General features: G+C 44.7%; 21 protein-coding genes and 1 riboswitch. Of the genes, 16 read left to right on the top strand and 5 right to left on the bottom strand.

Annotated elements, in window-relative coordinates:
• The first annotated feature begins 3 nt into the window (after positions 1-3).
• The gene (locus tag BM232_RS07785) at positions 4-522 is read left to right on the top strand and encodes a HugZ family pyridoxamine 5'-phosphate oxidase (protein ID WP_091713165.1); all 519 of its coding nucleotides are present in this window, start codon (positions 4-6) and stop codon (positions 520-522) included.
• Positions 523-588: 66 nt separating this feature from the next.
• Here the strand turns inward: BM232_RS07785 and BM232_RS07790 are convergent, their stop codons facing one another.
• Positions 589-1,263 (bottom strand): TIGR04211 family SH3 domain-containing protein, encoded by a 675-nt coding sequence (locus tag BM232_RS07790; protein ID WP_245752848.1) that lies wholly within the window; start codon positions 1,261-1,263, stop codon positions 589-591.
• Positions 1,264-1,427: 164 nt separating this feature from the next.
• Here BM232_RS07790 and BM232_RS07795 point away from each other — a divergent pair, with 164 nt between their 5' ends.
• Positions 1,428-1,862, top strand: a complete 435-nt coding sequence (locus BM232_RS07795) for an arsenate reductase ArsC (RefSeq protein WP_083821519.1) — start codon at positions 1,428-1,430, stop codon at positions 1,860-1,862.
• 7 nt (positions 1,863-1,869) lie between these two features.
• Here BM232_RS07795 and BM232_RS07800 read toward each other — a convergent pair whose 3' ends face one another.
• Positions 1,870-3,684 (bottom strand): GGDEF domain-containing protein, encoded by a 1,815-nt coding sequence (locus tag BM232_RS07800; RefSeq protein ID WP_091713170.1) that lies wholly within the window; start codon positions 3,682-3,684, stop codon positions 1,870-1,872.
• Between the two features lie 93 nt (positions 3,685-3,777).
• Entirely contained in the window at positions 3,778-5,127 is a 1,350-nt protein-coding gene (locus BM232_RS07805; protein WP_091713172.1) for an OprO/OprP family phosphate-selective porin, read from the bottom strand.
• A 217-nt stretch (positions 5,128-5,344) separates the two neighbouring features.
• Between BM232_RS07805 and BM232_RS07810 the strand changes: the two genes are divergently transcribed.
• From BM232_RS07810 to groL, 3 genes are all read left to right on the top strand, one after another.
• Positions 5,345-5,818: an FxsA family protein gene (locus BM232_RS07810; RefSeq protein WP_091713175.1), complete on the top strand. Its 474-nt coding sequence runs from the start codon at positions 5,345-5,347 to the stop codon at positions 5,816-5,818.
• Positions 5,819-5,934: 116 nt separating this feature from the next.
• Positions 5,935-6,225, top strand: coding sequence for a co-chaperone GroES (groES, locus tag BM232_RS07815; RefSeq protein WP_091713177.1), 291 nt, complete (start codon positions 5,935-5,937; stop codon positions 6,223-6,225).
• 47 nt (positions 6,226-6,272) lie between these two features.
• Positions 6,273-7,910, top strand: coding sequence for a chaperonin GroEL (groL, locus tag BM232_RS07820; RefSeq protein ID WP_091713180.1), 1,638 nt, complete (start codon positions 6,273-6,275; stop codon positions 7,908-7,910).
• 53 nt (positions 7,911-7,963) lie between these two features.
• Here the strand turns inward: groL and mscL are convergent, their stop codons facing one another.
• Entirely contained in the window at positions 7,964-8,413 is a 450-nt protein-coding gene (gene mscL, locus BM232_RS07825) for a large conductance mechanosensitive channel protein MscL (RefSeq protein ID WP_091713183.1), read from the bottom strand.
• 189 nt (positions 8,414-8,602) lie between these two features.
• A riboswitch (cobalamin riboswitch) is annotated at positions 8,603-8,793 on the top strand.
• A gap of 130 nt (positions 8,794-8,923) precedes the next feature.
• On the opposite strand from mscL, the gene BM232_RS07830 reads away from it, so the two are divergent.
• The 3 genes from BM232_RS07830 to BM232_RS07840 are packed head-to-tail and all read left to right on the top strand — an operon-like array spanning position 8,924 to position 13,991.
• Entirely contained in the window at positions 8,924-13,234 is a 4,311-nt protein-coding gene (locus BM232_RS07830) for a cobaltochelatase subunit CobN (RefSeq protein WP_245752849.1), read from the top strand.
• A gap of 3 nt (positions 13,235-13,237) precedes the next feature.
• Entirely contained in the window at positions 13,238-13,684 is a 447-nt protein-coding gene (locus BM232_RS07835; RefSeq protein WP_091713185.1) for a MotA/TolQ/ExbB proton channel family protein, read from the top strand.
• The gene (locus BM232_RS07840; protein WP_091713187.1) at positions 13,677-13,991 is read left to right on the top strand and encodes a DUF2149 domain-containing protein; all 315 of its coding nucleotides are present in this window, start codon (positions 13,677-13,679) and stop codon (positions 13,989-13,991) included. The genes BM232_RS07835 and BM232_RS07840 overlap by 8 nt, the downstream gene beginning before the upstream one ends.
• Positions 13,992-13,993: 2 nt before the next feature.
• On the opposite strand, the gene BM232_RS07845 is transcribed toward BM232_RS07840, so the two are convergent.
• A complete protein-coding gene (locus BM232_RS07845; protein WP_091713190.1) occupies positions 13,994-14,419 on the bottom strand; it encodes a lysozyme inhibitor LprI family protein in 426 nt (141 codons plus the stop codon).
• 250 nt (positions 14,420-14,669) lie between these two features.
• On the opposite strand from BM232_RS07845, the gene glnE reads away from it, so the two are divergent.
• The 8 genes from glnE (at position 14,670) to tolQ (ending at position 22,493) form a co-directional block, all read left to right on the top strand.
• Positions 14,670-17,486, top strand: a complete 2,817-nt coding sequence (gene glnE / locus BM232_RS07850) for a bifunctional [glutamate--ammonia ligase]-adenylyl-L-tyrosine phosphorylase/[glutamate--ammonia-ligase] adenylyltransferase (protein ID WP_091713192.1) — start codon at positions 14,670-14,672, stop codon at positions 17,484-17,486.
• Positions 17,487-17,526: 40 nt separating this feature from the next.
• A complete protein-coding gene (locus BM232_RS07855) occupies positions 17,527-18,459 on the top strand; it encodes a branched-chain amino acid transaminase (protein ID WP_091713195.1) in 933 nt (310 codons plus the stop codon).
• 61 nt (positions 18,460-18,520) lie between these two features.
• Positions 18,521-19,270, top strand: coding sequence for a YebC/PmpR family DNA-binding transcriptional regulator (locus tag BM232_RS07860; protein ID WP_091713197.1), 750 nt, complete (start codon positions 18,521-18,523; stop codon positions 19,268-19,270).
• 11 nt (positions 19,271-19,281) lie between these two features.
• A complete protein-coding gene (ruvC, locus tag BM232_RS07865) occupies positions 19,282-19,818 on the top strand; it encodes a crossover junction endodeoxyribonuclease RuvC (RefSeq protein ID WP_091713199.1) in 537 nt (178 codons plus the stop codon).
• Complete coding sequence (gene ruvA, locus BM232_RS07870) at positions 19,815-20,411, top strand: Holliday junction branch migration protein RuvA (RefSeq protein ID WP_091713201.1); 597 nt, start codon at positions 19,815-19,817, stop codon at positions 20,409-20,411. The genes ruvC and ruvA overlap by 4 nt, the downstream gene beginning before the upstream one ends.
• Position 20,412: 1 nt before the next feature.
• Positions 20,413-21,426: a Holliday junction branch migration DNA helicase RuvB gene (ruvB, locus tag BM232_RS07875; RefSeq protein WP_091713204.1), complete on the top strand. Its 1,014-nt coding sequence runs from the start codon at positions 20,413-20,415 to the stop codon at positions 21,424-21,426.
• 4 nt (positions 21,427-21,430) lie between these two features.
• Positions 21,431-21,835: a tol-pal system-associated acyl-CoA thioesterase gene (gene ybgC / locus BM232_RS07880; protein ID WP_091713252.1), complete on the top strand. Its 405-nt coding sequence runs from the start codon at positions 21,431-21,433 to the stop codon at positions 21,833-21,835.
• Positions 21,825-22,493 (top strand): protein TolQ, encoded by a 669-nt coding sequence (gene tolQ, locus BM232_RS07885; RefSeq protein ID WP_091713206.1) that lies wholly within the window; start codon positions 21,825-21,827, stop codon positions 22,491-22,493. The genes ybgC and tolQ overlap by 11 nt, the downstream gene beginning before the upstream one ends.
• Positions 22,494-22,501 lie beyond the last annotated feature (8 nt).

Raw genomic sequence — 22,501 nt, forward strand, 5'->3', positions numbered from 1 at the left:
ATTATGAATAATAAAGGCTTAGAAGAAAAAATCAGTCAGGAAATTATGGCAATGGTAAACAGTAGAAAGAGTCTGTTGCTGTCTTCCTTAACTGAGGAAAATGAACCTTACGCTTCCTATGCGCCATTTGCAGTGGGTGATGACTGTTTGTATGTGTTGATTAGTGAAATTGCTGTGCATGCAAAAAACTTACAACATCATGCCCGGGCCTCGGTATTAATCATTGAGGATGAGGATTCTGCTGCCGAGCTATTTGCTCGTCTACGGGTGCAATACAGTGTCACGGCTGAGTTATTAGCTGTTGACTCTGCAGATTGGGATAGCGGTCTTGCCTGTTTAAGCAGCAGACATGGCGATCGCATAAAGAGTTTGAGTCAACTTAGCGACTTTAAGTTATTTAAACTAAAGCCGATGGGGGGGCGTTATGTGAAAGGTTTTGGTAAGGCGTATCAGATTGACGGTGGCTCTCTGGCAGGCGAGGGACTTTCTCACCTCAGAGAAGGTCACAAAAAACGCGCATAGAATATGAGCTGATAAATAAAAAAAGGACGCATAAAGCGTCCTTTTTTATGAAACAGTTGAACTCTCTTAGAGACTACCCCAACTGTCCTTTTTACGTACTCTCAAGCGCGGCAGAATAATGCCTAATAGAATTCCGGCAAATAATACTGCGGCGCCAACTAGAAACCAGCTACGGGTGCTGTTATCTTTCAATGCATTGTTTTCGATAACGAGTGACTGATTTTCGTGATCAATTTCCTGCAGCTTTTCTTTAAGCTGACGGTTTTCATTATCTAACGCCACAGCGTTAGATGCTGTTCGACGTAAATCATCAAGTTCTTTGCTCAGACGCTGTGACTTCTCTTTTAACGACATATTTTGTGTATCAACGTCAGAGTTCTGGTTACTTAAAGATGATATCTCTTCTTTATATTTAGCAATTTCCAGTTCCAGATTAGCAACGCGTTTTTGGCTGGCTTCAAGTTGGTCACGTGCGCTGGGGGTATTGGTTAGATAACGGGTTAGCACCCAACCTTCAACACCATCAGTGGTTCTGACTTTTGAATAACCTGCCGGATCGGTTTCTAGTACTTCGAGTCGTGCACCAGACTCCAGCATTTTACGGATGTTGAATTTCACCCCTTGCCCATTCCGCATGGTAATTTCGAGTTTATCCGACACATAACGCGTGGTCTGTGCTTGAGCGAAGATAGGCGTCAGCAATGCTGCTGAGATAAGGATATGACCAATGAGTTTTTTCACAATAGAGATCTTCATTCTTTGATAAACAGGCATTTTAACAGAAGCGATGCAGTTAGCTTCAAGTCTGAATTAGGAATTAACAATAAATCAAAATGTTATGTCATCGTAACGGCTTTGTCATATTGGTTTGTTAAGGTCGGCCTGCTATAAAAAAAGGGTTAGAAATGGAAAAGATAAGAGTCATGTTCTTGTGTACAGGCAATTCATGCCGGTCACAAATGGCCGAAGGCTGGGCAAGAGCATTGGCCGGCGAAGAAGTCGAGATTAAATCTGCTGGCATAGAGGCGCATGGACAAAACCAGCGCGCCATTAAAATCATGTCTGAAGTTGGGATTGATATTTCTCAGCAGGAATCCATCCGTGTGAATGGCGAAATGTTGGAATGGGCGGACTTGCTAGTGACATTATGTGATAACGCTGAGGAGCAGTGTCCATTACTTAGTCCACACACGGTAAAGGTTCACCTGCCCCTGCCTGATCCTGCAAAGATGCGAGGCACAGAAGAAGAGGTGATAGCCTTATTCCGCGAGACACGTGAAAAGGTTCGCCAACGTGTCGAATTTGTGCTGGAGCAGGTCGCTTACGAAACGGCTGTCTAGTCAGCGACTATTGTTCAGTCACTAAACGTATACGTGGTTTTTGGACAACGTCATTTTCATTGCTTGGCTTAAGCTGATACAGACTGTTACCAGTAAGCCGTTTTGCCATTGATTTTGCTTTACTGGCATATTCAGTCAGATCAATTTCTGCTTTTATATTGGCAAAGTCTAAAATTCTGACTGCGCCGATGGATAAGCTAAGCAGCGGGTAGAAAGTTTCATTGCCATGCCGATCAACCGCATTGATGCCCTGTTGCTGAAGATGCCTTAAGTTATATAACTGCGGATAAAGTGCTTCAAACGCATGAAGAATCTGCTGACAGCGTTCCTGCCAGTCTTTACTTTCGAACAAGATAATAAAATCATCACCGCCGACATGGCCGACAAAATCGATGTCCTGATCGACAAATTCCGTTAGTGTTTTAGCAGTCAGACTAATGACTTTATCGCCTTTGCCATAACCATAAATATCATTGTATGGCTTGAAATTATCCAGGTCGAAATAACAGACGGTGACGTTACGATTTTGTTCGATAATTTCACGGGTATGTTCACTTAATGGCACATTACCTGGCAGGCCACTTAGTGGGTTGGCATGACGAGCCATGGTGATTTGCATATCGGTAATCTGACGCAGCAAGTCCATTAAGCTGCCGACACCGCGATAGCGGCCTTGTTCAGTAATCACAAATACGCTGTGCTGGTGGTGTGCTTCCTGACTGGTAATTTGGTAACTGAGCTTTTTCAGTGGCAACTCAGTCTCAACAACGATGGGATTTTTATCCATAAAATCTTTAATGGGTTTTCTGCCATACAGTTCGCGACCAAAGCGGCTCGCGTACATGGTCATAAAATCATCCCGCCAGACGATGCCAACAACCCGATTATTATCATCAACTACCGGAAGAGCGTTGAGTTTGAGCGCCTTTTGGAAGCGATCTGAGATTCGATCAATCGTATCGTTATGTCTGACAGGGTCTAAATCTGTAAGCAGACTACTGACTAATGTATTGGCCCTGGGGCGGCCAGTTCGTTGCAGGGTTGTTTCTTTACGTTGTGCAAACAGGCTGGCGTCGAGTTCTTTTTGTGGATTACGATTGGGTCTGCCAAAGTAATAACCTTGTACAAAGCGCATGTCCAGACTTTGAGCCGTGATATATTCCTGACGAACTTCAATGCCTTCACCAATGACCTGACAGCCAATACTTTGTGCAATATCAATCATGGATTGCACGAACTGACGTTTTTGCCGATCTTCATGAATGTTTTGCATAAAATGACGGTCAAGTTTGACAAAGTCAGGCTTAAGTTCTGACCATGTACGTAAACCAGAATAACCTGCACCCAAATCATCGATAGCAATGGAAAAGCCCATATCCCGGTAATGTTCGGTGGCTGTGCGCATCAATTCATAATCATCAATCGGATATTGTTCGGTTAATTCGATAATGACCTGCTGGGCTGATAGCCCGGCTTCTTCAACATATTGCAGTGTTAAACCGTGTGGGTAATCACTGTTTAAAATGGCGACTGGTGTCGTGTTGATGAAGAGCTTTTCTTTGAGACCGAGTTGGCCATAACGTTTGATGGCTGTTTCCCGACACAGTAAATCCAGCTCTGCCAGACAATCATGTTTCACGGCAGTATCAAATAATGTAAGCGGAGAATGAAGAGGTCCATCAGAAGGGCCTCTTATCAAAGCTTCATAACCAAAAATTTGTTGGTTATGCAGTGAGACAATAGGTTGAAACAGTGCTGTCAGACGTCCATGACTGAGAATTTCCTGCAATGAGTGGTAGTGGTGTAATTCTTCTTGTGTCATCGTCTTCTCTTGTCTTGCTAATATCTCCTAATCAGAAAAAAGCCCCACCAAAGGGCAGGGCTTATCTCTAACTAACATAAATGCGTAGTTAAACTACCATTTCGCTTGAGCGCGGAATTTGATAGCTGATGGTTCAACACCATCTCTTGCTGCATTGTCAGACTCGAAGTTCGTTACTGTGCTGTAATCCAGCATCAGACGAATGTTTTTAACTGGGATATAGTTCAAACCAACAGTCCACATATCTGCTTGCTGATTATCAGCATTGTCATCGATCTCAGTCGTTTCAAAACGTGTAGCAATCTGCCATGCACCATATGAATTCTTAGGTGATACACCATCCCATAAACCGTGTTTCATCTTCATTGATTCGCCAGTTAAGTAATAACCAGCTTCAACTGAATATGAGTCAATATCAATGTCACCTAACGCATCATTGCTGTCGGCAGTGAAACCGTTATACTCAGCTAATACGTGGAATGAACCAAAGATACCAACAGCATCTACACCATAAGCATCACTGCCATCGAACTGTGAAGCATTAAGTGTTCTTGCTTGAATTTTCTGAGGATCAGTATGGGCAGTTAAGTGATTGTTGAAATCAAACTTATCAGCATTCGAGCTAGTAGTCATGTAGCCGGCGCCTAACTGAACTAAATGAGCACTGTCAGCCATATATGGCAAAACTGTACCGCGAACGGCGACTGTAGTACCGTTTGCAGATTCTTCTGCTTCACCACCACCTATTGAGCCTTGAGTCACAGAGGTTGCTAAAGACCACATACCACCATCAATTTTACCTACTAAACCACTTTGACGAGCTGGTGAAGTGATTTTGTCAGCATAGAAAGGACGATCGATGAACGTCATATATTTACTGCTCGCAGCAGTGTTAAAACCAAATGCGATTTGTGATTGCCCCATTTTCAGGTTGGCTTTGTTACCACCTAATTTGGTGTTGTATGCAACAAACGCGTCTTTGATTGAAGTATCACCTTCAGCGAAGTCACCTTCAAATTTATAATCCCAATCGTAAATGCTGCCTTCAAAACCTAAACGAGCGCGGCGTAATTCAGAACCGTGGTATTCATCACCACCGTCACCATCTGTAGACATTGCGTCCCACATAACACGACCGATTGGTTGGAAAGACCACGCACCATCACGGCTTTCAATTTTGATTTTGCCATCAGTGGTAATTTTTGGCATATCAGCAGTCGCTTCGGCTACTTGTTTTTTTACTTCAGCTTGAGCGGCATCTGTTTTTTCTTTATCGGCAGCTGCAGCATTTTTGAGCATGTTGTAGTCTTCAGCACTAATGGTGCCTTTGTCACGAAGAACTTTTAACAAGTCAGCCATCGCTTCGTTATTTGCCTGTGCAGGCAACATTGCTGCACCAAACAAGGTACCGGCAATTAATAAAGATGTAGTTTTCAATTTCAAGGGACTATCCTCTGGTTGGTTTATCAATTCGGTAAGAGCCGAAGTCCCGCACACCTTATGCTCGTAATGTTTCAGCATGATGAAGAAAACGTTACAGTTTTGTGACAGTGATACAAATCGTGATTTTTGTTGTATTTAAGCGACATTTGCGATCAGGGCTTGAAATCAGGAAAGTCGCACCAATATCCATAGTTATAACTATTCCGGTGGACGTCTTATGTTTCGATTTTTATTTCTCCTGTTTTTAATTGTTCCCATCGTTGAAATCTATGTTTTGATTCAGGTTGGCGATGTAATTGGTGCATTGCCAACAGTTTTGCTGGTGGTTGCGACAGCTGTGCTGGGGGTATTCCTTCTACGACTTCAAGGCTTTCAAACACTACAAAGGGCACAGCAATCATTGGCTAGTGGTCAAATCCCTGCTACTGAGATGTTAGAAGGTGTGTGTCTGGTCATCGCCGGTGCGATGTTGTTAACGCCGGGTTTTGTGACAGATACGTTGGGCTTTTTATTATTAGTTCCTGGCATTAGAAGATCGGTCATCAAACAGATGGCGAAGAACAGTCGCGTTTTTTACACACAAAGGCAGAGTGGTGCTTTTTCACAACAACGCTATCGCTCAGATTATCGTGACGGTGAGGTGATTGATGGCGAAGTGGTCGATGAGGATGATAAACACCATCTTCGATAAAAATTTTTTAAATTTTTTTGCTTAGTCCCCTTGAAAGCAGGTTTTGCAACCCCATTGTATGAGTTCCCTACAATTTAAGTTAGTCATTAAATAGACATTTTTCGGAGGAAATACAGATGAATCTTCGTCCCCTTCATGATCGTGTGATTGTTCGTCGCATGGAAGAAGAAACAATGAGCGCTGGCGGTATCGTTATCCCTGATAACGCCGCAGAAAAACCATCTCGCGGTGAAATCCTGGCTGCTGGTGATGGCAAAATTACAGATTCAGGCGAAGTTCGCCCTTTGGCGGTAAAAGTGGGTGACAAAGTACTGTTTGGCAAATATGCCGGTACTGAAGTTAAGGTTGACGGTGAAGAACTGTTAGTCATGCGTGAAGATGACATTGTTGCTGTCATCGAAGCCTAATCCCTGGATTCATTTGCTTTGATTAAAGAATAAGAGGAATAACTACAATGGCTGCTAAAGAAGTCAAATTTGGTGCAGACGCACGTCAGTTAATGGTTAAAGGTGTTAACACTCTAGCCAACGCAGTTAAAGTGACACTGGGCCCTAAAGGTCGTAACGTTGTTTTAGATAAAAGCTTCGGCGCACCAACCGTCACTAAAGACGGTGTTTCAGTCGCAAAAGAAATCGAACTGGAAAATAAATACGAAAACATGGGTGCACAAATGGTGAAAGAAGTGGCTTCGCACACTTCTGATGCTGCAGGTGACGGTACAACAACGGCGACAGTGTTGGCACAAGCTATTCTGCGTGAAGGTATGAAAGCCGTTACTGCCGGTATGAACCCAATGGATCTGAAACGTGGTATCGACAAAGCTGTTCAAGCGGCAGTTGAACAATTACGCACTATGTCATCTCCATGTGATGATGATAAAGCGATTGCTCAAGTAGGTACTATCTCAGCAAACTCTGACGTTTCTGTCGGTAAAATCATTGCTGAAGCGATGCAAAAAGTCGGTAAAGAAGGCGTTATCACTGTTGAAGACGGTAGCGGCTTTGAAAACGAATTAGACGTTGTTGAAGGTATGCAGTTTGACCGTGGTTACCAATCTCCATATTTCGTCAATGACCAACAAACAATGACAGCAGAACTGGAAGATCCCTATGTGCTGTTATTCGACAAAAAAATCTCAAACATCCGTGACTTACTGCCAACATTAGAAGCAGTAGCGAAATCTAGCCGTCCGCTATTGATCGTTTCTGAAGATGTGGAAGGTGAAGCATTAGCGACATTAGTTGTCAATAACATGCGCGGCATCGTGAAAGTCTGTGCAGTTAAAGCACCTGGCTTTGGTGACCGTCGTAAGGCGATGTTAGAAGATATCGCTGTTCTGACTGGTGGTACTGTGATTTCTGAAGAAGTCGGTCTGAGCCTGGAAAAAGTGACTTTAGATCACTTAGGTCAAGCGAAGAAAATCACTGTTAGCAAAGAAAACACCACTATTGTTGATGGTGCTGGCCGTGCAGACGAAATCCAGGCACGTGTTGAACAAATTCGTACACAAATCGCTGAATCTTCTTCTGACTACGACAAAGAAAAATTGCAAGAACGTGTAGCTAAGTTAGCTGGTGGCGTTGCTGTTATCCGTGTCGGTGCCGCTACCGAAATGGAAATGAAAGAGAAGAAAGCTCGTGTTGAAGATGCGTTGCATGCGACTCGTGCGGCGGTTGAAGAAGGCGTTGTTGCTGGTGGTGGTGTGGCGCTGGTTCGTGCAGAAAGCTCTCTGGGTGAACTACGTGGTGACAACCATGACCAAGATATGGGTATCAAAATCGCCCGTCGTGCAATGGAAGAGCCTTTACGTCAAATCGCTACAAACGCCGGTGCTGAAGCATCAGTTATTTTGAATGACGTGGTTGCAGGTACTGGTAACTATGGTTACAACGCTGCATCAGGTGAATATGGCGATATGATCGACATGGGTATTCTTGACCCCACTAAAGTCACGCGTACTGCCTTGCAAAACGCAGGCTCTGTTGCTGGTCTGATGTTGACAACAGAAGCGATGATCGCTGAGTTGCCAAAAGATGATGCACCTGCAATGCCTGATATGGGTGGAATGGGTGGCATGGGCGGTATGATGTAACCATCAGATAGCCTTGTATGCTAAAAAAGCCCCGGCCAATGCCGGGGCTTTTTTTATGCGATTTCAGATGTGCAGCATGGGCAACGCGTTGCTTTAATTGGAATTGAGGAAAAACATTTTGGACATTCTTTTTCTGTGATGGGAGTCGGTTCAGCTTCTTGCTCTCGTTGTAGTTTATTAATAGAACGAATCAGTAAGAACACGGCAAAAGCAACGATGAGGAAGCTAATCACGGCATTGATGAATATGCCGTAACTAATCACAACCGCGCCAGCCTCTTGTGCTGTTGCTAATGTGGTGTATGGACCCGCCGTAGCGCCTTCTTTAAGTGTCACAAATAAATCGGTAAAATCAACGCCGCCCAGTAATAGACCAACAGGGGGCATGATGACATCTGTGACAAGACTTTTTACGATCGTGCCAAAAGCACCACCAATGATAATCCCTACAGCCATGTCAATGACATTGCCCCGCATGGCAAACACTTTAAATTCTTTTAACATCCCTCTATTCCTCTTTGTTATTTTAGTTTTATCACTGAAAAGAATCTCTGTTTATAGGTGAGACTCAGTTTGATAGTAGTCACAGGATGAATTCTTTGTCTAGCATCCATGTTATTCATATGGAGGCATACCTCTTGAACGACGCGAGAATTTATGTAAAAGGTCTTGGTGGCCATTGCTCTATATACGTATAATTAGCCGCTTTATGGTCTCTCAATAGAGTTAAAAGGGAATTCTTAATTGAAGCTGTCCCCGCAACTGTATACGTGAAGTTTCCGACAACGAGTATGTGAAGCCACTGAAATTATTCTGATTTTGGGAAGGTGAGTCGGAAATGTTGAAGCGTGAGCCAGGATATCTGCCATAAAAACGTTGTTTTCCGATGGCCGGGGTGTGCGATTGGAGCGGGAAACCGTTTAACGGCGAATCCTCTTTGAGTTGTTAAATGAGGTCAGTCTGTCGTGACGATGTTTGATAACTCAGTGTGTTTATTTATTGATGGAAAGCGCTGTGTTAACCCGAATTTTTCTTAGTTTTCTCTTATTTTTCTTTACTTCCTCAGCTATGGCTGAGCAGTTATTGCTTATTGTTACACCTCGAAATGTACCGGAAGTGGTATCAGGTGCCCATGAGTTTTTGAAACAACCGTCTATCTCATCAACCTCTGTACAAATACGCACTACTGAGCAGTGGCAAGACTTAAACTCAAATCAACAAGTAGCCTTATTGAAGCAGTCAGCTCTGGTTTTTGCTGGTGGGGTGTTTGGCGAAACAGCCAATCAACTGGTGGAGCATAGCAAAAAAGGTCTGCTAAAAAATCTTATCGCATTGCATAGCGATCAGCGTCTTATGGGCGCGTCTAGTTTGAACAGTCATCCCATCTTAAATGGGCCTCCTGACAAACTAATGCAGCATCCAGATCCCACGCTATCGACAGAACAATGGATGGCGTTGCTATTAGAACAATATCCTGCACAGAAATCCTGGTTAATTTCGCGATTTTTTTGGCTGGGAAGAAATAGTGAGAATATGCAAGGTCTGATCAACCACCTGCATCATCTTGTTCAGAATGAAACTACAACTGAGCGTCCTCAGTTGGCAGCACAGCTCAGGCTTTATTATCAAGACAAAATCATCTTGCCAGATCAGTTTGCGTTTTCAGCAAAACCTTCATGGGTTGTGTTACTGGACTATGAAACAGGGGAACGTCCAGGAGAAAAGGCATTACTGGATGCTGTTTGCCAACAAGTCGTTGATAAAAATACCGGCTGTGTGTCAGTACTTACTGCCTGGGGTGATGCTAGTTTATCAGCCATCAAGTTATTAGCTGAGAATAAATCACACATTAGTTCAGTTGTGTCTCTGCAAGACTTTGTTATTGGCGGATCGGAGCATCGGCAGATGGTAACCGACGAATTAAAAAAACTGAATGTACCGGTGATAAAAGCGATGCGTTTAAGTGACAGTACCCGGGCTGAATGGGAGCTGTCAGAAGCAGGTATCAGTTGGGATTCTGTTCACTATCGCGTCGCCATGCCTGAGTTACAAGGGCTGTCTCAGCCAATGGTGGTTGCTACGATGACTCCTGCTGAGGTGGATAAACTCACTGGTGCCAGACTCGCTTTTTCAGAGCCTGTAGAGTCACAAGTCACATTATTAGCTCAGCGACTAAAACGCTGGCAACAATTACAAAATAAAGCGAATCAGGATAAAAAAGTCGCGATTATCTATTACAACCATCCACCTGGTCGCCACAATATCGGTGCTGATAATTTAAACGTCGTAGAGTCCTTGTTCGATATTCTGAATTCTCTCAAAAACCAAGGGTATAACACCGGTGAATTACCAGCGACCTCAGCTGAGTTACTTGACTTATTACAGCAACGAGGTGTGAATCTACCTGAAGACCAGGCTGCTTTAGCTGCCATGTCATCACTAGTGAATACTGTTGATAGCAAAACCTATCAAAGCTGGTTTCAAACATTACCGGAATCATTACAACAAGAAATGGTCAATGGGCCGCTGGGTTTATTACATGCCAATCTGAAACAAGCTAAAGCGTTGAATGACCCAACCATTGCGACTCATTTATTAGCTCGAGTAATGGAAGATATCCGCCATGTTGTCGATGGTGCCGATCATGCTGGTCGTGACCGTGTGTTGCAATTACTCAGTCAGCTACAAACCCTCTACCAGCAACCTTTAGCAACTATTGATTGGCAACAGGCTGAGCAATTAATTACCGCCATCAGCCAGCAATGGATAGAAGGCGTCAGAGGCTGGGGCGAAGCGCCGGGAAATGTGATGGTTTATGACGATAAAATCCTGATTCCTGGTATTCAGTTTGGCAATATCTTTGTCGGTCCACAGCCTCCAAGAGGCTGGGAGCTAAATGAAGAGTTATTACATGCTAATTTATCCTTCCCGCCGCCACACCAATATCTGGCGTTTTATCAGTGGCTGCGAAATACCTTCCATGCCGATGCCTTAGTGCATCTGGGACGTCATTCAACCTATGAGTTTTTACCTCGCCATCGTGTGGGTATGGCTGATAATGATTATCCTCAGGCGATTTTAGGTGACTTGCCGAGTATCTACCCTTATATCGTTGATGGTGTGGGTGAAGGTATTCAAGCGAAACGTCGCGGCCTCGCAGTGATGATTGATCACCTCACCCCACCTCTGGCCAGCACTGAGTTGTATGATCAATTACTGGAATTACGGCAGGTCGTTGAAAGTTATGAAGCTGCACCTGTTAATGCCGGCGCCATGCGTGATCGGGCTATTGATGAAATGAAGCGGTTAATCGCTAAACTCAATCTGGAAGACGAACTTACGGCGAATATGGCGGCTGAGCTGGAAGTGCGTGGCCTGAGTTCATTTGAACAGGTAGATGATGATTTATTAGTGCATGAAATCGGCCATTACCTGACCACGTTACAGGAAGATTTTATGCCCTTGGGGTTACATGTTTTCGGTCGCGATTGGTCTGAACAAGCGATTCAAACCATGCTTACCTCAATGAACAACGGTAAACAAAATACTGAGGACTGGGAGCCTCTTCTACGCGAGTCACCTGCGGCAGAAATGTCGTCATTACTGGCAGCTTTGGATGGTCAATTTGTTGAGCCGGGTAAAGGTAATGATCCGATTCGTACGCCATCGGCTTTACCTACGGGGCGTAATTTCTATGCCTTAGATGATAGCTTGATTCCATCACGTTTAGGTTACAAAGTCGGTATCGCATTAGCAGAAAAAGCCCGTGCAGAAACTTCAGCAAAAAATGTTCAGGACAGTGATGCCTTAGTGTTATGGGCATCCGATGTGGTGCGTGATGAGGGCGCGATGATTGCGTTTGCCTACGATATGCTGGGGGTGAAACCGACCTGGAATAGTCGTGGGATTTTTAGCGGATTGGAACGTTTGGATCTTTCTTCATCAGCGTCACCTCATCCCCGAATTCGCCGAGATATGTTGTTGACCACCTCTGGTCTATTCCGTGATTTGTACGGCTCACAGCTTATTTGGTTAGAGCAAGCTGTATTAATGGCACTGGATGCCTCTTCTGGTTTGATACGTCGTGACTATCCGGCATTAACCTTATCTTTAAATGCAGCTCTAGACCGTTTACAGGTCAATGAAAAACCTGGATTTGAATTATTGGAACAGAATCAGGTCGCTGCCCGTTGGGTGGCTGATGCCAGTGCGGCATTACGTGCAGGAGTATCAGGAAAACAAGCTGGCCTCATGGCAAGTTACCGTATTTTTGGTGCACCTCCCGGTGCTTATGGTGCCGGTGTGAATCGCCTGGTCGAGCGCTCTGGTGCCTGGGAAAATCGTGAAGAAGTGGCGCAAACCTATATTCATCGTATGGGCCATGCTTATGGTGCAGAACTGGACGGTCAGGCGCAGCAGGCATTATTTCAACAGCGGCTGCAACATGTTGGTCAGACTTATCTGGGACGAGCCAGCAATCTGTATGGCGTGATGGATAACAATGATGCTTTTGACTATCTGGGCGGTTTAAGTCTGGCTATTGAAACCACAAGGGGGCAAGCACCGGATAGTTATATTCTGGCGCACAGTGATACCACAGATTTACGGGTTGATCCTTTACAGACCGTATTATTGGGTGAGCTGCGTGGTCGCTATCTCAATCCACAATGGCTTAAACCTCTGATGGCTGAAGGTTATGCCGGTGCACGTACGATGGGCAGTGAGTTCTTAGAATATTTATGGGGCTGGCAGGTGACTAATCCCGGCATTGTGAAAAGCTGGGTATGGGATGAAGTCAAACGCGTGTATGTCGATGATGGCCTAGACTTGGGCTTAGATGACTTTCTTGAGCTAGATCATAATGTCCATGTGAAAAGTAATATGCTGGCGATTATGCTGGTTGCGGCTCATAAGGGTTTTTGGCAGAGCGATGAGGCTACCTTGCAACAACTGGCACAGCAGTTCACCGATTTAGTCTCAGCAAATGGTTTGCCGGGAAGTGGTCATACCTCACCATCGCATCCCATGTATATCTGGTTGAACGATTACCTGGATGAATCTCATCAACAGCAATTAGCTGAGGTATTGAATGCGGCAAGAATGCCGGAAACCGATATCGCTGATGCGCCAAGTCATATTGCTGAAATCACCGAGCAAACAGCGACTCAGCCTGAGCAAGAGACAAATTCATCCGAAGAACAACACCAAGATCAATCGCAGCAGCAACGCTTCTGGCTATATTTGATATTAGGTCTGGTGGCTTTATTAGTACTGGCCGGTATCGCAAAAGGTATGCGGGCACCAGTTGCCAAGGTGAAGGAGTAAGTTATGTTGAGTTCACAGTCAATCGGTGTAATGCATCACTTAGTCGGATTTTTATTAGAACCGGTGATATGGGCACTGATGTTATTTGCCGCCTTGAGTATTATTGATATTGGTATTGCACTGGCCGAACGCTTTTCAGGTTTGAAAAAGTGGCAAGCATCAGGTCAGGTTGAGGCCTTTGAAAAATTAGCATTTAAACGTATTGAGCGTAGTGACTTTTTAGCCAGAATTGCTCCTATGCTCGGTTTGATGGGTACATTGATACCGCTTGGGCCCGGGTTATCTGCTCTAGGTAATGGTGAGTTAAGTATCTTAACGACAGCCATGAGTGTGGCCTTTGATACCACGGTCCTGGGTCTGTTTGTTGGCATTATCGGTTTTGTTCTGGGGCGATTAAGACGCCGTTGGTATGACGAGATTTTAACGACTATGGAGCAAGCTCATGGCTAGACGCTGGCGACATAGTCGATTTGATGGCAATGACGATGAGCCACTGGGCCCTATGGCTAACTTATTAGACTTAATGCTGGTGTTTGCTTGTGGTTTGATTGCAGCTTTAATTTCTATGAGTAGTCAGCTCCAAGAGCATTTTCAGGCAGAAGCAAAACAGGCGGATCATGCTTTGACAGAATTGCAGTCGATGAAAGAATTACCCCAGTTACCGGAAGGTATGCAAGGTGGTGCTGAGGGGTATGAATCTGTCGGTCAAGTTTATCGTGATCCAAAAACCGGCAAGTTAATCATGATTGGGCAGTAAATTTAATCGGCCGGTTTTTCAGGTTCTGGGAGTATTGCTGGAGAATCATCCATATAGGTCAGATAGCTCGACCAGATTTCATGCGTTCTGGCTTCGGTCAGGTTTATCTGACAACTCAGCGTCATGGCAACACGAATAGTCCCACCCATCCAAAGGGTGTAAATACTGTCACAGTGTGATGTTTTATAGGCTTCCCAGGCCGATTGCCCGGCATCTATCGCACTTATCACCTTTGTTTCATCGCTGTAGCGTTTTTTAGCTGCGACTAAGTATTGCTGCATGATGTCTCTTTTGCCCTGCAGTTGATCATTGAGACAATCGTTAATTTCCAGAGTGGTAAAGGCTGAAGCACAGTCTGTTTCTGTATGAGCAAAAACAGGGAAACAAAAGAGTAAGCCTAATAGGATGATAATGCGGTTCAACGCCATGACTTATTACTCCAAACTTAGCGGAAGTATCAATTATGACCTAAGACGCTTTATTAGGCGATGCGTGATTTGTTTGTCCCTTACTCATATTTAAGGCTGTAACGACCTAGTCTGATAATGCTTCCAGATCTACACACTATTAAATGTGTCACTCATTATTTTTAAATCTTACCGCTTAATCGTTTACACATTTGGTATTACCCAAGCTTAATGTAAAGTAATAGCTTTTCCATCGTTATCCGGAGTGTTTATGTCCTCAGCATTTGTATTGCCAGAGCCTTGGCAAAATGCCTTAAAGACCTATCCCGATCTTTTGAAAGCTGCACCAAATGTATTATCAGCCAGTGATTACGTGAGTCAGTGGGGGCAAAGACAGGAATCGATGTTGGGGCAGTTGCTTGAATCACAACAACTGCAGAAAAAGCTTTCACTGGATGATATTCGTCAGCAGTTGAAATCCATGCTCGATGGTGTCACTACCGAGGAACAATTACATCAGAAATTACGCCATTTTCGTCAGTGGATGATGGTGCGTATTATCTGGCGGGATTTAGCTAATTGGTCTGATTTGGCCGAAACCATGGCTGATCTATCGGCTATGGCAGATGTCTGTATTCAGCAGACCTTAAACATTCTCTATGACTGGCAGATTGAGCTAAATGGCATCCCTCGTGACGATGATGGTCGTGAACAAAAAATGATCGTTTTAGGGATGGGAAAACTAGGTGCAGGCGAATTAAATCTGTCATCCGATATCGATCTTATCTTCACTTATCCAGAGGAAGGGGAGACCGAAGGAGGCAGAAAACCATTAACGAATAGTGAGTTTTTTATTCGTTTAGGACGAAAGTTAGTCCAGGCTCTGGATAACCAAACGGTTGATGGTTTTGTGTTTCGGGTAGATATGCGTTTGCGACCCTTCGGCGAAAGTGGCGCTTTAGTCTCCAGCTTTGATGCCATGGAAGAGTATTACCAGACCCAAGGTCGTGAATGGGAACGCTACGCGATGATTAAAGCGCGTGCTATTACAGGCAATGAGGCGGATAAAAAAGCCTTGTCAGATATGTTGCGTCCCTTTGTTTATCGACGTTATCTAGATTACGGCATGTTTGATTCATTACGTGAAATGAAATCAATGATTGCCGGGCAAATGCACCATAGAGGCATGGACGACAATATTAAGCTTGGAGCCGGCGGTATTCGGGAAATTGAGTTTATAGGGCAGGTTTTTCAGCTGATTTATGGTGGGCGTGATCGGCCTTTGCAACAACGACCTATTCTGACCATTCTCGATTTATTAGCCGATAGAAAATTATTGTCAGCTTATGCGGTGGACCAGTTAAAACGTGCATACGATTTTCTGCGAAGAACAGAGCATCGGATTCAGGCCTGGGCTGATCAACAAACACATATTTTGCCTGGTGATGACGAATCAAGATTAAGACTTGCTCAAAGTATGGGCTTTGATGACTGGTCTTCTTTTTTTGTCGTTCTGAGGGATTACAGGCAACAAGTACAAGAGCACTTTGATCAGCTGCTGACAGCGCCACAGGCCGGTGACGAAGGCGCAGGAATGAAGATTTCTTTACTGAATGCACAGCATGAAGAAAAGTTATCATTTATCGAGCAATGTGGTTACGACGATCCAGCAGAGATAGTGGCAGTCGTCGATAAACTACTCGACTTACATATCTGCCGAAATCTGAGTCAAACCGGCAGACAGCGGCTTGAGAAGTTATTGCCTTTGTTATTACAAGCGACTGGCAATGTCGATAATGCAGATGCGTGTTTGCCGCGCTTAATGCCATTGATGGAATCTATTATGCGCCGCAGCGCTTATATGGCACTGCTGGTAGAAAACCCGATGGCATTATCACAACTGGTCAAACTCTGTTCAGCTAGTCCATTAATTAGTACACAGTTAGCCAAATATCCTGTGTTATTAGATGAGCTGCTTGATCCTCGCTCACTCTACGAAGTCCCCGAAAAACAAGAGTTAAAAATACAGTTACTGCAGTTTTTATCATCTGTTGATGCTGATGACCTGGAACAATTAATGAATCGTCTGCGTGAATTTCGTCAGATTGCGACGTTACATGTTGCTGCCGCTGATGTGACTGGCGTATTGCCACTGATGGGCGTGGGTGATCAATTATCAGAACTCGCGGAACTCCTTCTGGAGCAAGTTTGGCGAATCGCCTGGGAACACTTGGTGGCCAAGCATGGTTATCCTCCGATTACAGACAATGATGATCCTCAGCAATGTGGTTTTACTATTCTGGCCTACGGTAAATTAGGTGGACTGGAATTAGGTTATGGTTCTGATCTGGATCTGGTTTTCATCTTTGACGATGCACAGGAAGGCATGACCAATGGTGAACGTCCAGTTGATTTGATGGTGTTTTATACCCGCTTGGCTCAACGCATGATCCATCTGCTGAATACGGTGACTCCCGGCGGCATACTCTATGAAGTGGATATGCGTTTGCGGCCCAGCGGCGGATCAGGATTATTAGTCAGCCCCTTTTCTGGGTTTGCTGATTATCAACAAAAAGAAGCATGGACATGGGAGCATCAGGCGCTAGTACGTGCGCGCAATGTGATTGGAGACCATCAGCTTGCGCAAAAAGTTACTGATGTCCGCCAAGGTATCTTGGCTAGAGCACGAGACGAAGCTATGCTTGCCGAGCAAGTCAGGGATATGCGTGCGAAAATGCGTCAGCAACTGGATAAGAGTGATAGCCAACTATTTGATCTGAAACAGGGTAAAGGTGGTATCACTGATATCGAATTTATGGTGCAATATGCAGTACTTGCATGGTCAAGAGACTTGCCTGAATTACTCATTTACACCGATAATATTAGGATTTTGGAAGCGCTGGTAGTTTCCGGAAAGCTTAAACCCGCTGAAGGGCAAATGTTGGCAGACGCCTATCGTTATTATCGGAACGAGGCCAACCACTGTGTTTTACAGGATAGACCCACATTAATGTCGGTGACTCAGTTACAAGACTTTCCGCAGCAGGTTGTGCAGATTTGGCAGTGCTGGTTAGGTGAAAACGCCTAGAATCAGACTCAGATTAATCAATGAACTTGGAATAAAGCATATGGCAGTAGCAACAATGGCAGATCGTGACGGCGTTATCTGGCTCGACGGTGAATTAGTACCGTGGCGTGAGGCCAAAGTCCACGTCCTGACTCATACTCTTCATTACGGCATGGGCGTATTCGAAGGGGTGCGTGCTTATAAATCAGAACAAGGCACGGCTATCTTCCGTTTGCAGGAGCATACTGATCGTCTTTTCCGCAGCGCCAAAATTTTAGGCATGGGAATGCCTTTTGATAAGGAAACGATCAACGAAGCTCAACGTACAGTGGTTCGTGAAAACAATCTGGATTCTGCTTATATCAGACCGATGTGTTTCTATGGTTCAGAAGGTATGGGTATCCGTGCTGATAATCTGAACACACACGTTATGGTTGCAGCATGGCACTGGGGTGCTTATCTGGGCGAAGAAAACATGACAAAAGGTATTCGTATCAGAACATCATCGTTCACACGTCACCATGTCAATATCACCATGTGTAAAGCCAAAGCTAATGGTAACTACATGAATTCGATGATGGCTTTGCAAGAAGCGGTCAGCTGTGGTTATGACGAAGCTTTGTTATTGGATACACAAGGCTTTGTTTGTGAAGGTAGTGGTGAAAACTTCTTTATGGTGCGTGATGGTGTGTTGTACACCCCTGAGCTGACATCTGCGTTGGAAGGTATCACCCGTGAAACAGTTATGACGCTGGCACGTGATATTGGCTTGAAAGTGGTTGAGAAACGTATCACCCGTGACGAAGTATATATCGCTGACGAAGCCTTTTTCACCGGTACAGCAGCTGAAGTAACACCTATCAGAGAATTGGATAACCGTCCGATTGGTGAAGGTACACGTGGTCCTATCACTGAAAAACTTCAGGCAATGTATTTCGATCAGGTTTATGGTCGCAGTGATGTTTACAAAAACTGGAACACATTAGTTCGATAATTTAGGACTATTCGCCTGAGCAGTGACGTTCAGGCTGGCAACAAAAGAGGTAAATAAGTACATGGCAGGTCATAGTAAGTGGGCAAATATTCAGCATAGAAAAGGTGCGCAGGATGCCAAGCGCGGCAAACTCTTCACTAAGCTGATTCGTGAAATTACTGTTGCAGCCAAAATGGGCGGCAGTGATCCAGCTTCTAACCCACGGTTACGTGCTGCGATAGATAAAGCATTAGGCGCGAACATGACAAAAGATGTCATCGAGCGTGCAACCAAACGTGGTGCTGGTGAGCTGGAAGGCGTTAACTATGAAGAAATACGCTATGAAGGTTATGGTCCAAATGGTACAGCGATTATGGTCGACTGTATGACCGATAATCGTAACCGTACGGTTGCCGCTGTGCGTAATGTGTTCACCAAGCGTGGTGGAAACATGGGAACAGATGGCTGCGTCGCTTTTCTATTTAATAAAAAAGGCATTATTTCGCTGGCCAGTGGCACTGACGAAGATGCGGTAATGGAAGTAGCACTTGAAGCTGGCGCTGAAGATATTGTGACTAATGACGATGGTTCTATTGATGTCTTCACAACGCCTGAGGACTACTCAGTAGTCAAAGATGCTTTAGATGCTGCCGGTTTAGAGGCTGAGTCTGCACAAGTCACCATGCATCCAGACACTACTGTTAGTTTAGATGTGGATGATGCTCAAAAAGCCATCAATATGATCGAAGCATTTGAAGATCTGGATGATGTGCAGGAAGTGTATTCAAACGCTGATTTTTCCGATGAGGTCATGGCTCAGCTAAATAGCTGATGTCATAAGGTATGCCGCGTATCCTGGGGATTGATCCTGGTTCAAGAAAAACCGGTTTTGGCATTATCGAAATTGAAGGAAAAAAAATAAAACACGTCATCAACGGTCGTTTAATGGTCGGTGATGGCGAGTTTGCTGATAGATTAAGACAGATTTTTGAAGGTCTGACTGATCTCATCGAACGCTATCAACCGGATATGATGGCCATCGAAAAAGTGTTTTTACATAAAAACGCTGATTCTGCATTAAAGCTTGGACAGGCTAGAGGTGCCGCTATTTGCGCCGCCGTCAGTCAGCAATTAACCGTGTCAGAATATACGGCGACACAAATAAAAAAAGCCGTGGTCGGCAATGGCCATGCGAATAAAGCACAAATTCAATATATGATGTCGGTGATTTTAAATTTATCTGAATCACCCGAAGAGGATGCGGCCGATGCTCTGGCCTGTGCCCTCACACATGCACATCACTCTGCTATTGGTGGTAGTCAGAGTAAATTACCAGCAGGTATGCGCACCACTCGGCGCGGAGGAAGATATAGTCGATGATCGGACGTTTGCGGGGCATTATTATAGAAAAGCAGCCACCAGAGCTTGTTCTGGATGTGCATGGTGTTGGTTATGAGTTATCAGCACCTATGTCGACGTTCTTTAATTTACCTGCTGTAAATGAAGAAGTAATGCTTTTCACTCATATGGTAGTGAGAGAAGATGCCCAGCTTCTATATGCATTTGCTACCGAACGTGAGCGTTTACTTTTCAGAAGCCTGTTAAAAGTCAATGGCGTCGGTGCAAAACTCGCATTAACCATTTTGTCTGGTAGTGATGTTGATACCTTTGCCCGCAGTGTGCAGGAAGGCGATACCGCTAGTCTGACGAGATTGCCCGGTGTGGGTAAAAAAACTGCAGAAAGACTGATTGTTGAAATGCGTGACCGTCTCAAAGAGGTCAGTTCTGCTATGGGGATTGATACTATCGTTTCTGAAATGCCGATGACTGCGGCTAGGGCCAAAAGTGAAGCAGTTGAAGCCTTGGTAGCTTTGGGCTACAAAGCGAATGAAGCAGATAAAATGTTGCGTAGCTTTGACAGTGAAGGCATGACCACCGAGCAAATCATCCGCCAGGCTTTGCAGAGAAACTGATATGGAAGAACGCTTTATTTCGCCACAGAGCAATAATGACGAGGAACGCGTCGATCGTGCAATACGACCCATCACTCTCGAAGACTACATTGGTCAACCTGTTGTTCGTGAGCAAATGGATCTGTTCATTTCAGCTGCAAGACAACGAAAAGAAGCCCTTGATCACACCCTGATATTTGGTCCGCCTGGACTGGGTAAAACAACACTAGCGAATATCATTGCCAATGAAATGGGCGTTAATCTTCGGCAAACATCTGGGCCGGTGTTGGAAAGACCCGGTGATCTCGCTGCCTTACTGACTAATCTTGAGCCAAATGATGTGCTGTTTGTTGATGAGATTCATCGTCTGAGTCCTATCGTCGAAGAAGTGCTTTATCCGGCGATGGAAGATTATCAAATTGATATTATGATTGGCGAAGGACCGGCAGCTCGCTCTATTAAACTGGATTTAGAACCCTTCACTTTAGTCGGTGCGACAACGCGAGCAGGTTCGCTGACCTCTCCTTTACGTGACCGGTTTGGCATTGTTCAACGGCTTGAGTTCTACAATACGCAGGATTTAAGCACGATTGTCGAGCGAAGTGCTCGTATATTAAATGTTAAGTTAGATGCCAGTGGCGCTAATGAAGTGGCCCGACGCTCACGTGGCACACCACGTATAGCCAATCGTCTGCTGCGACGTGTCAGAGATTATGCTGAGGTTCGCTTTAACGGTGAGGTCACTGCAGAAATTGCCAGACAGGCGCTAGACTTACTTGATGTCGATAATTACGGTTTCGATATGTTAGACCGGAAATTGTTGCTGGCGATTATTGAAAAGTTTGAAGGTGGTCCTGTTGGTCTGGATAACCTGGCTGCGGCGATTGGTGAAGAGCGTGGCACAATTGAAGATGTCATAGAGCCTTATTTGATTCAGGAAGGCTTTATTATGCGAACACCACGAGGACGGGTAGCCACAAAACGTGCCTGGTTACACCTGGGATTAAGTCCTGATCTGACGTTGGATGGTCAGTAAATTTATGCAAGAATTCGTCTGGCCAGTCCAAGTTTATTATGAAGATACCGATAGCGGCGGAGTCGTGTATCATTCGCAGTACTTGAACTTTATGGAACGGGCAAGAACTGAGTGGCTTAGAGCGTTAGGCATTGATCAACGTGTACTTCGACAAGAGAAAGGTCTGTTGTTTGCTGTACATTCAATACAAATAAATTACCGTCGTCCTGCGATATTTAATGATGCTCTTCATATCTCTTCCCGCATACAAAAAAGCGCCGGTGCCAGTATTGTCTTTGAGCAGGGAATCTATCGCGGTGAGGAACTGTTGTGTGATGCTTTGGTCAGAGTTGCGAGTCTTGATGCAGAGACATTTCGCCCGAAACCCATACCTAATTTTATTTTGACGGAGTTGCATAGTGACTGCTGATCTATCGATTATCACCTTAATAGCTGAAGCTAGTTTGATTGTTAAACTGGTAATGCTGGTGTTATTAATGATTTCATTTTATTCGTGGCTGATTATCTTTCGTAAGCGGGGAGAATTAGCGAAAGCCAAACGCGATGCGGATAATTTTGAAGATAAATTCTGGTCTGGCAACGAGCTGAATAGACTCTATGAAGACATCTCCTCACGACCTCATACCAGCCGAGGTATGGAAGGTATCTTTGAAGTCGGTTTTAAAGAATTTGTCCGTCTTAAGAAATCCTCTACAGACAGTAACTATGTATTGGAAGGGGCGCAGCGTGTGATGAGAATTTCGCTGGCCAGGGAAATTGATCAATTAGAAACCTCACTGCCATTTCTGGCCACGGCTGGTTCAACTAGTCCATACATCGGCCTGTTTGGTACCGTTTGGGGGATTATGAATTCTTTCCGTGCACTGGGGAATGTCCAGCAAGCAACGTTATCAATGGTCGCGCCCGGTATTTCAGAGGCTTTGATCGCTACCGCAATGGGTCTGTTTGCTGCTATTCCAGCTGTTATTGCATATAACCGCTACTCCAACGAAGTTGAGCGTTTAATCAATCGCTACGATACTTTCCTGGAAGAGTTTTCTTCTATTTTACAGCGTCAACATAGTTAGCCCCGAGG

Source organism: Methylophaga sulfidovorans, assembly GCF_900114205.1.
GTDB classification, from domain to species: Bacteria; Pseudomonadota; Gammaproteobacteria; order Nitrosococcales; family Methylophagaceae; genus Methylophaga; species Methylophaga sulfidovorans.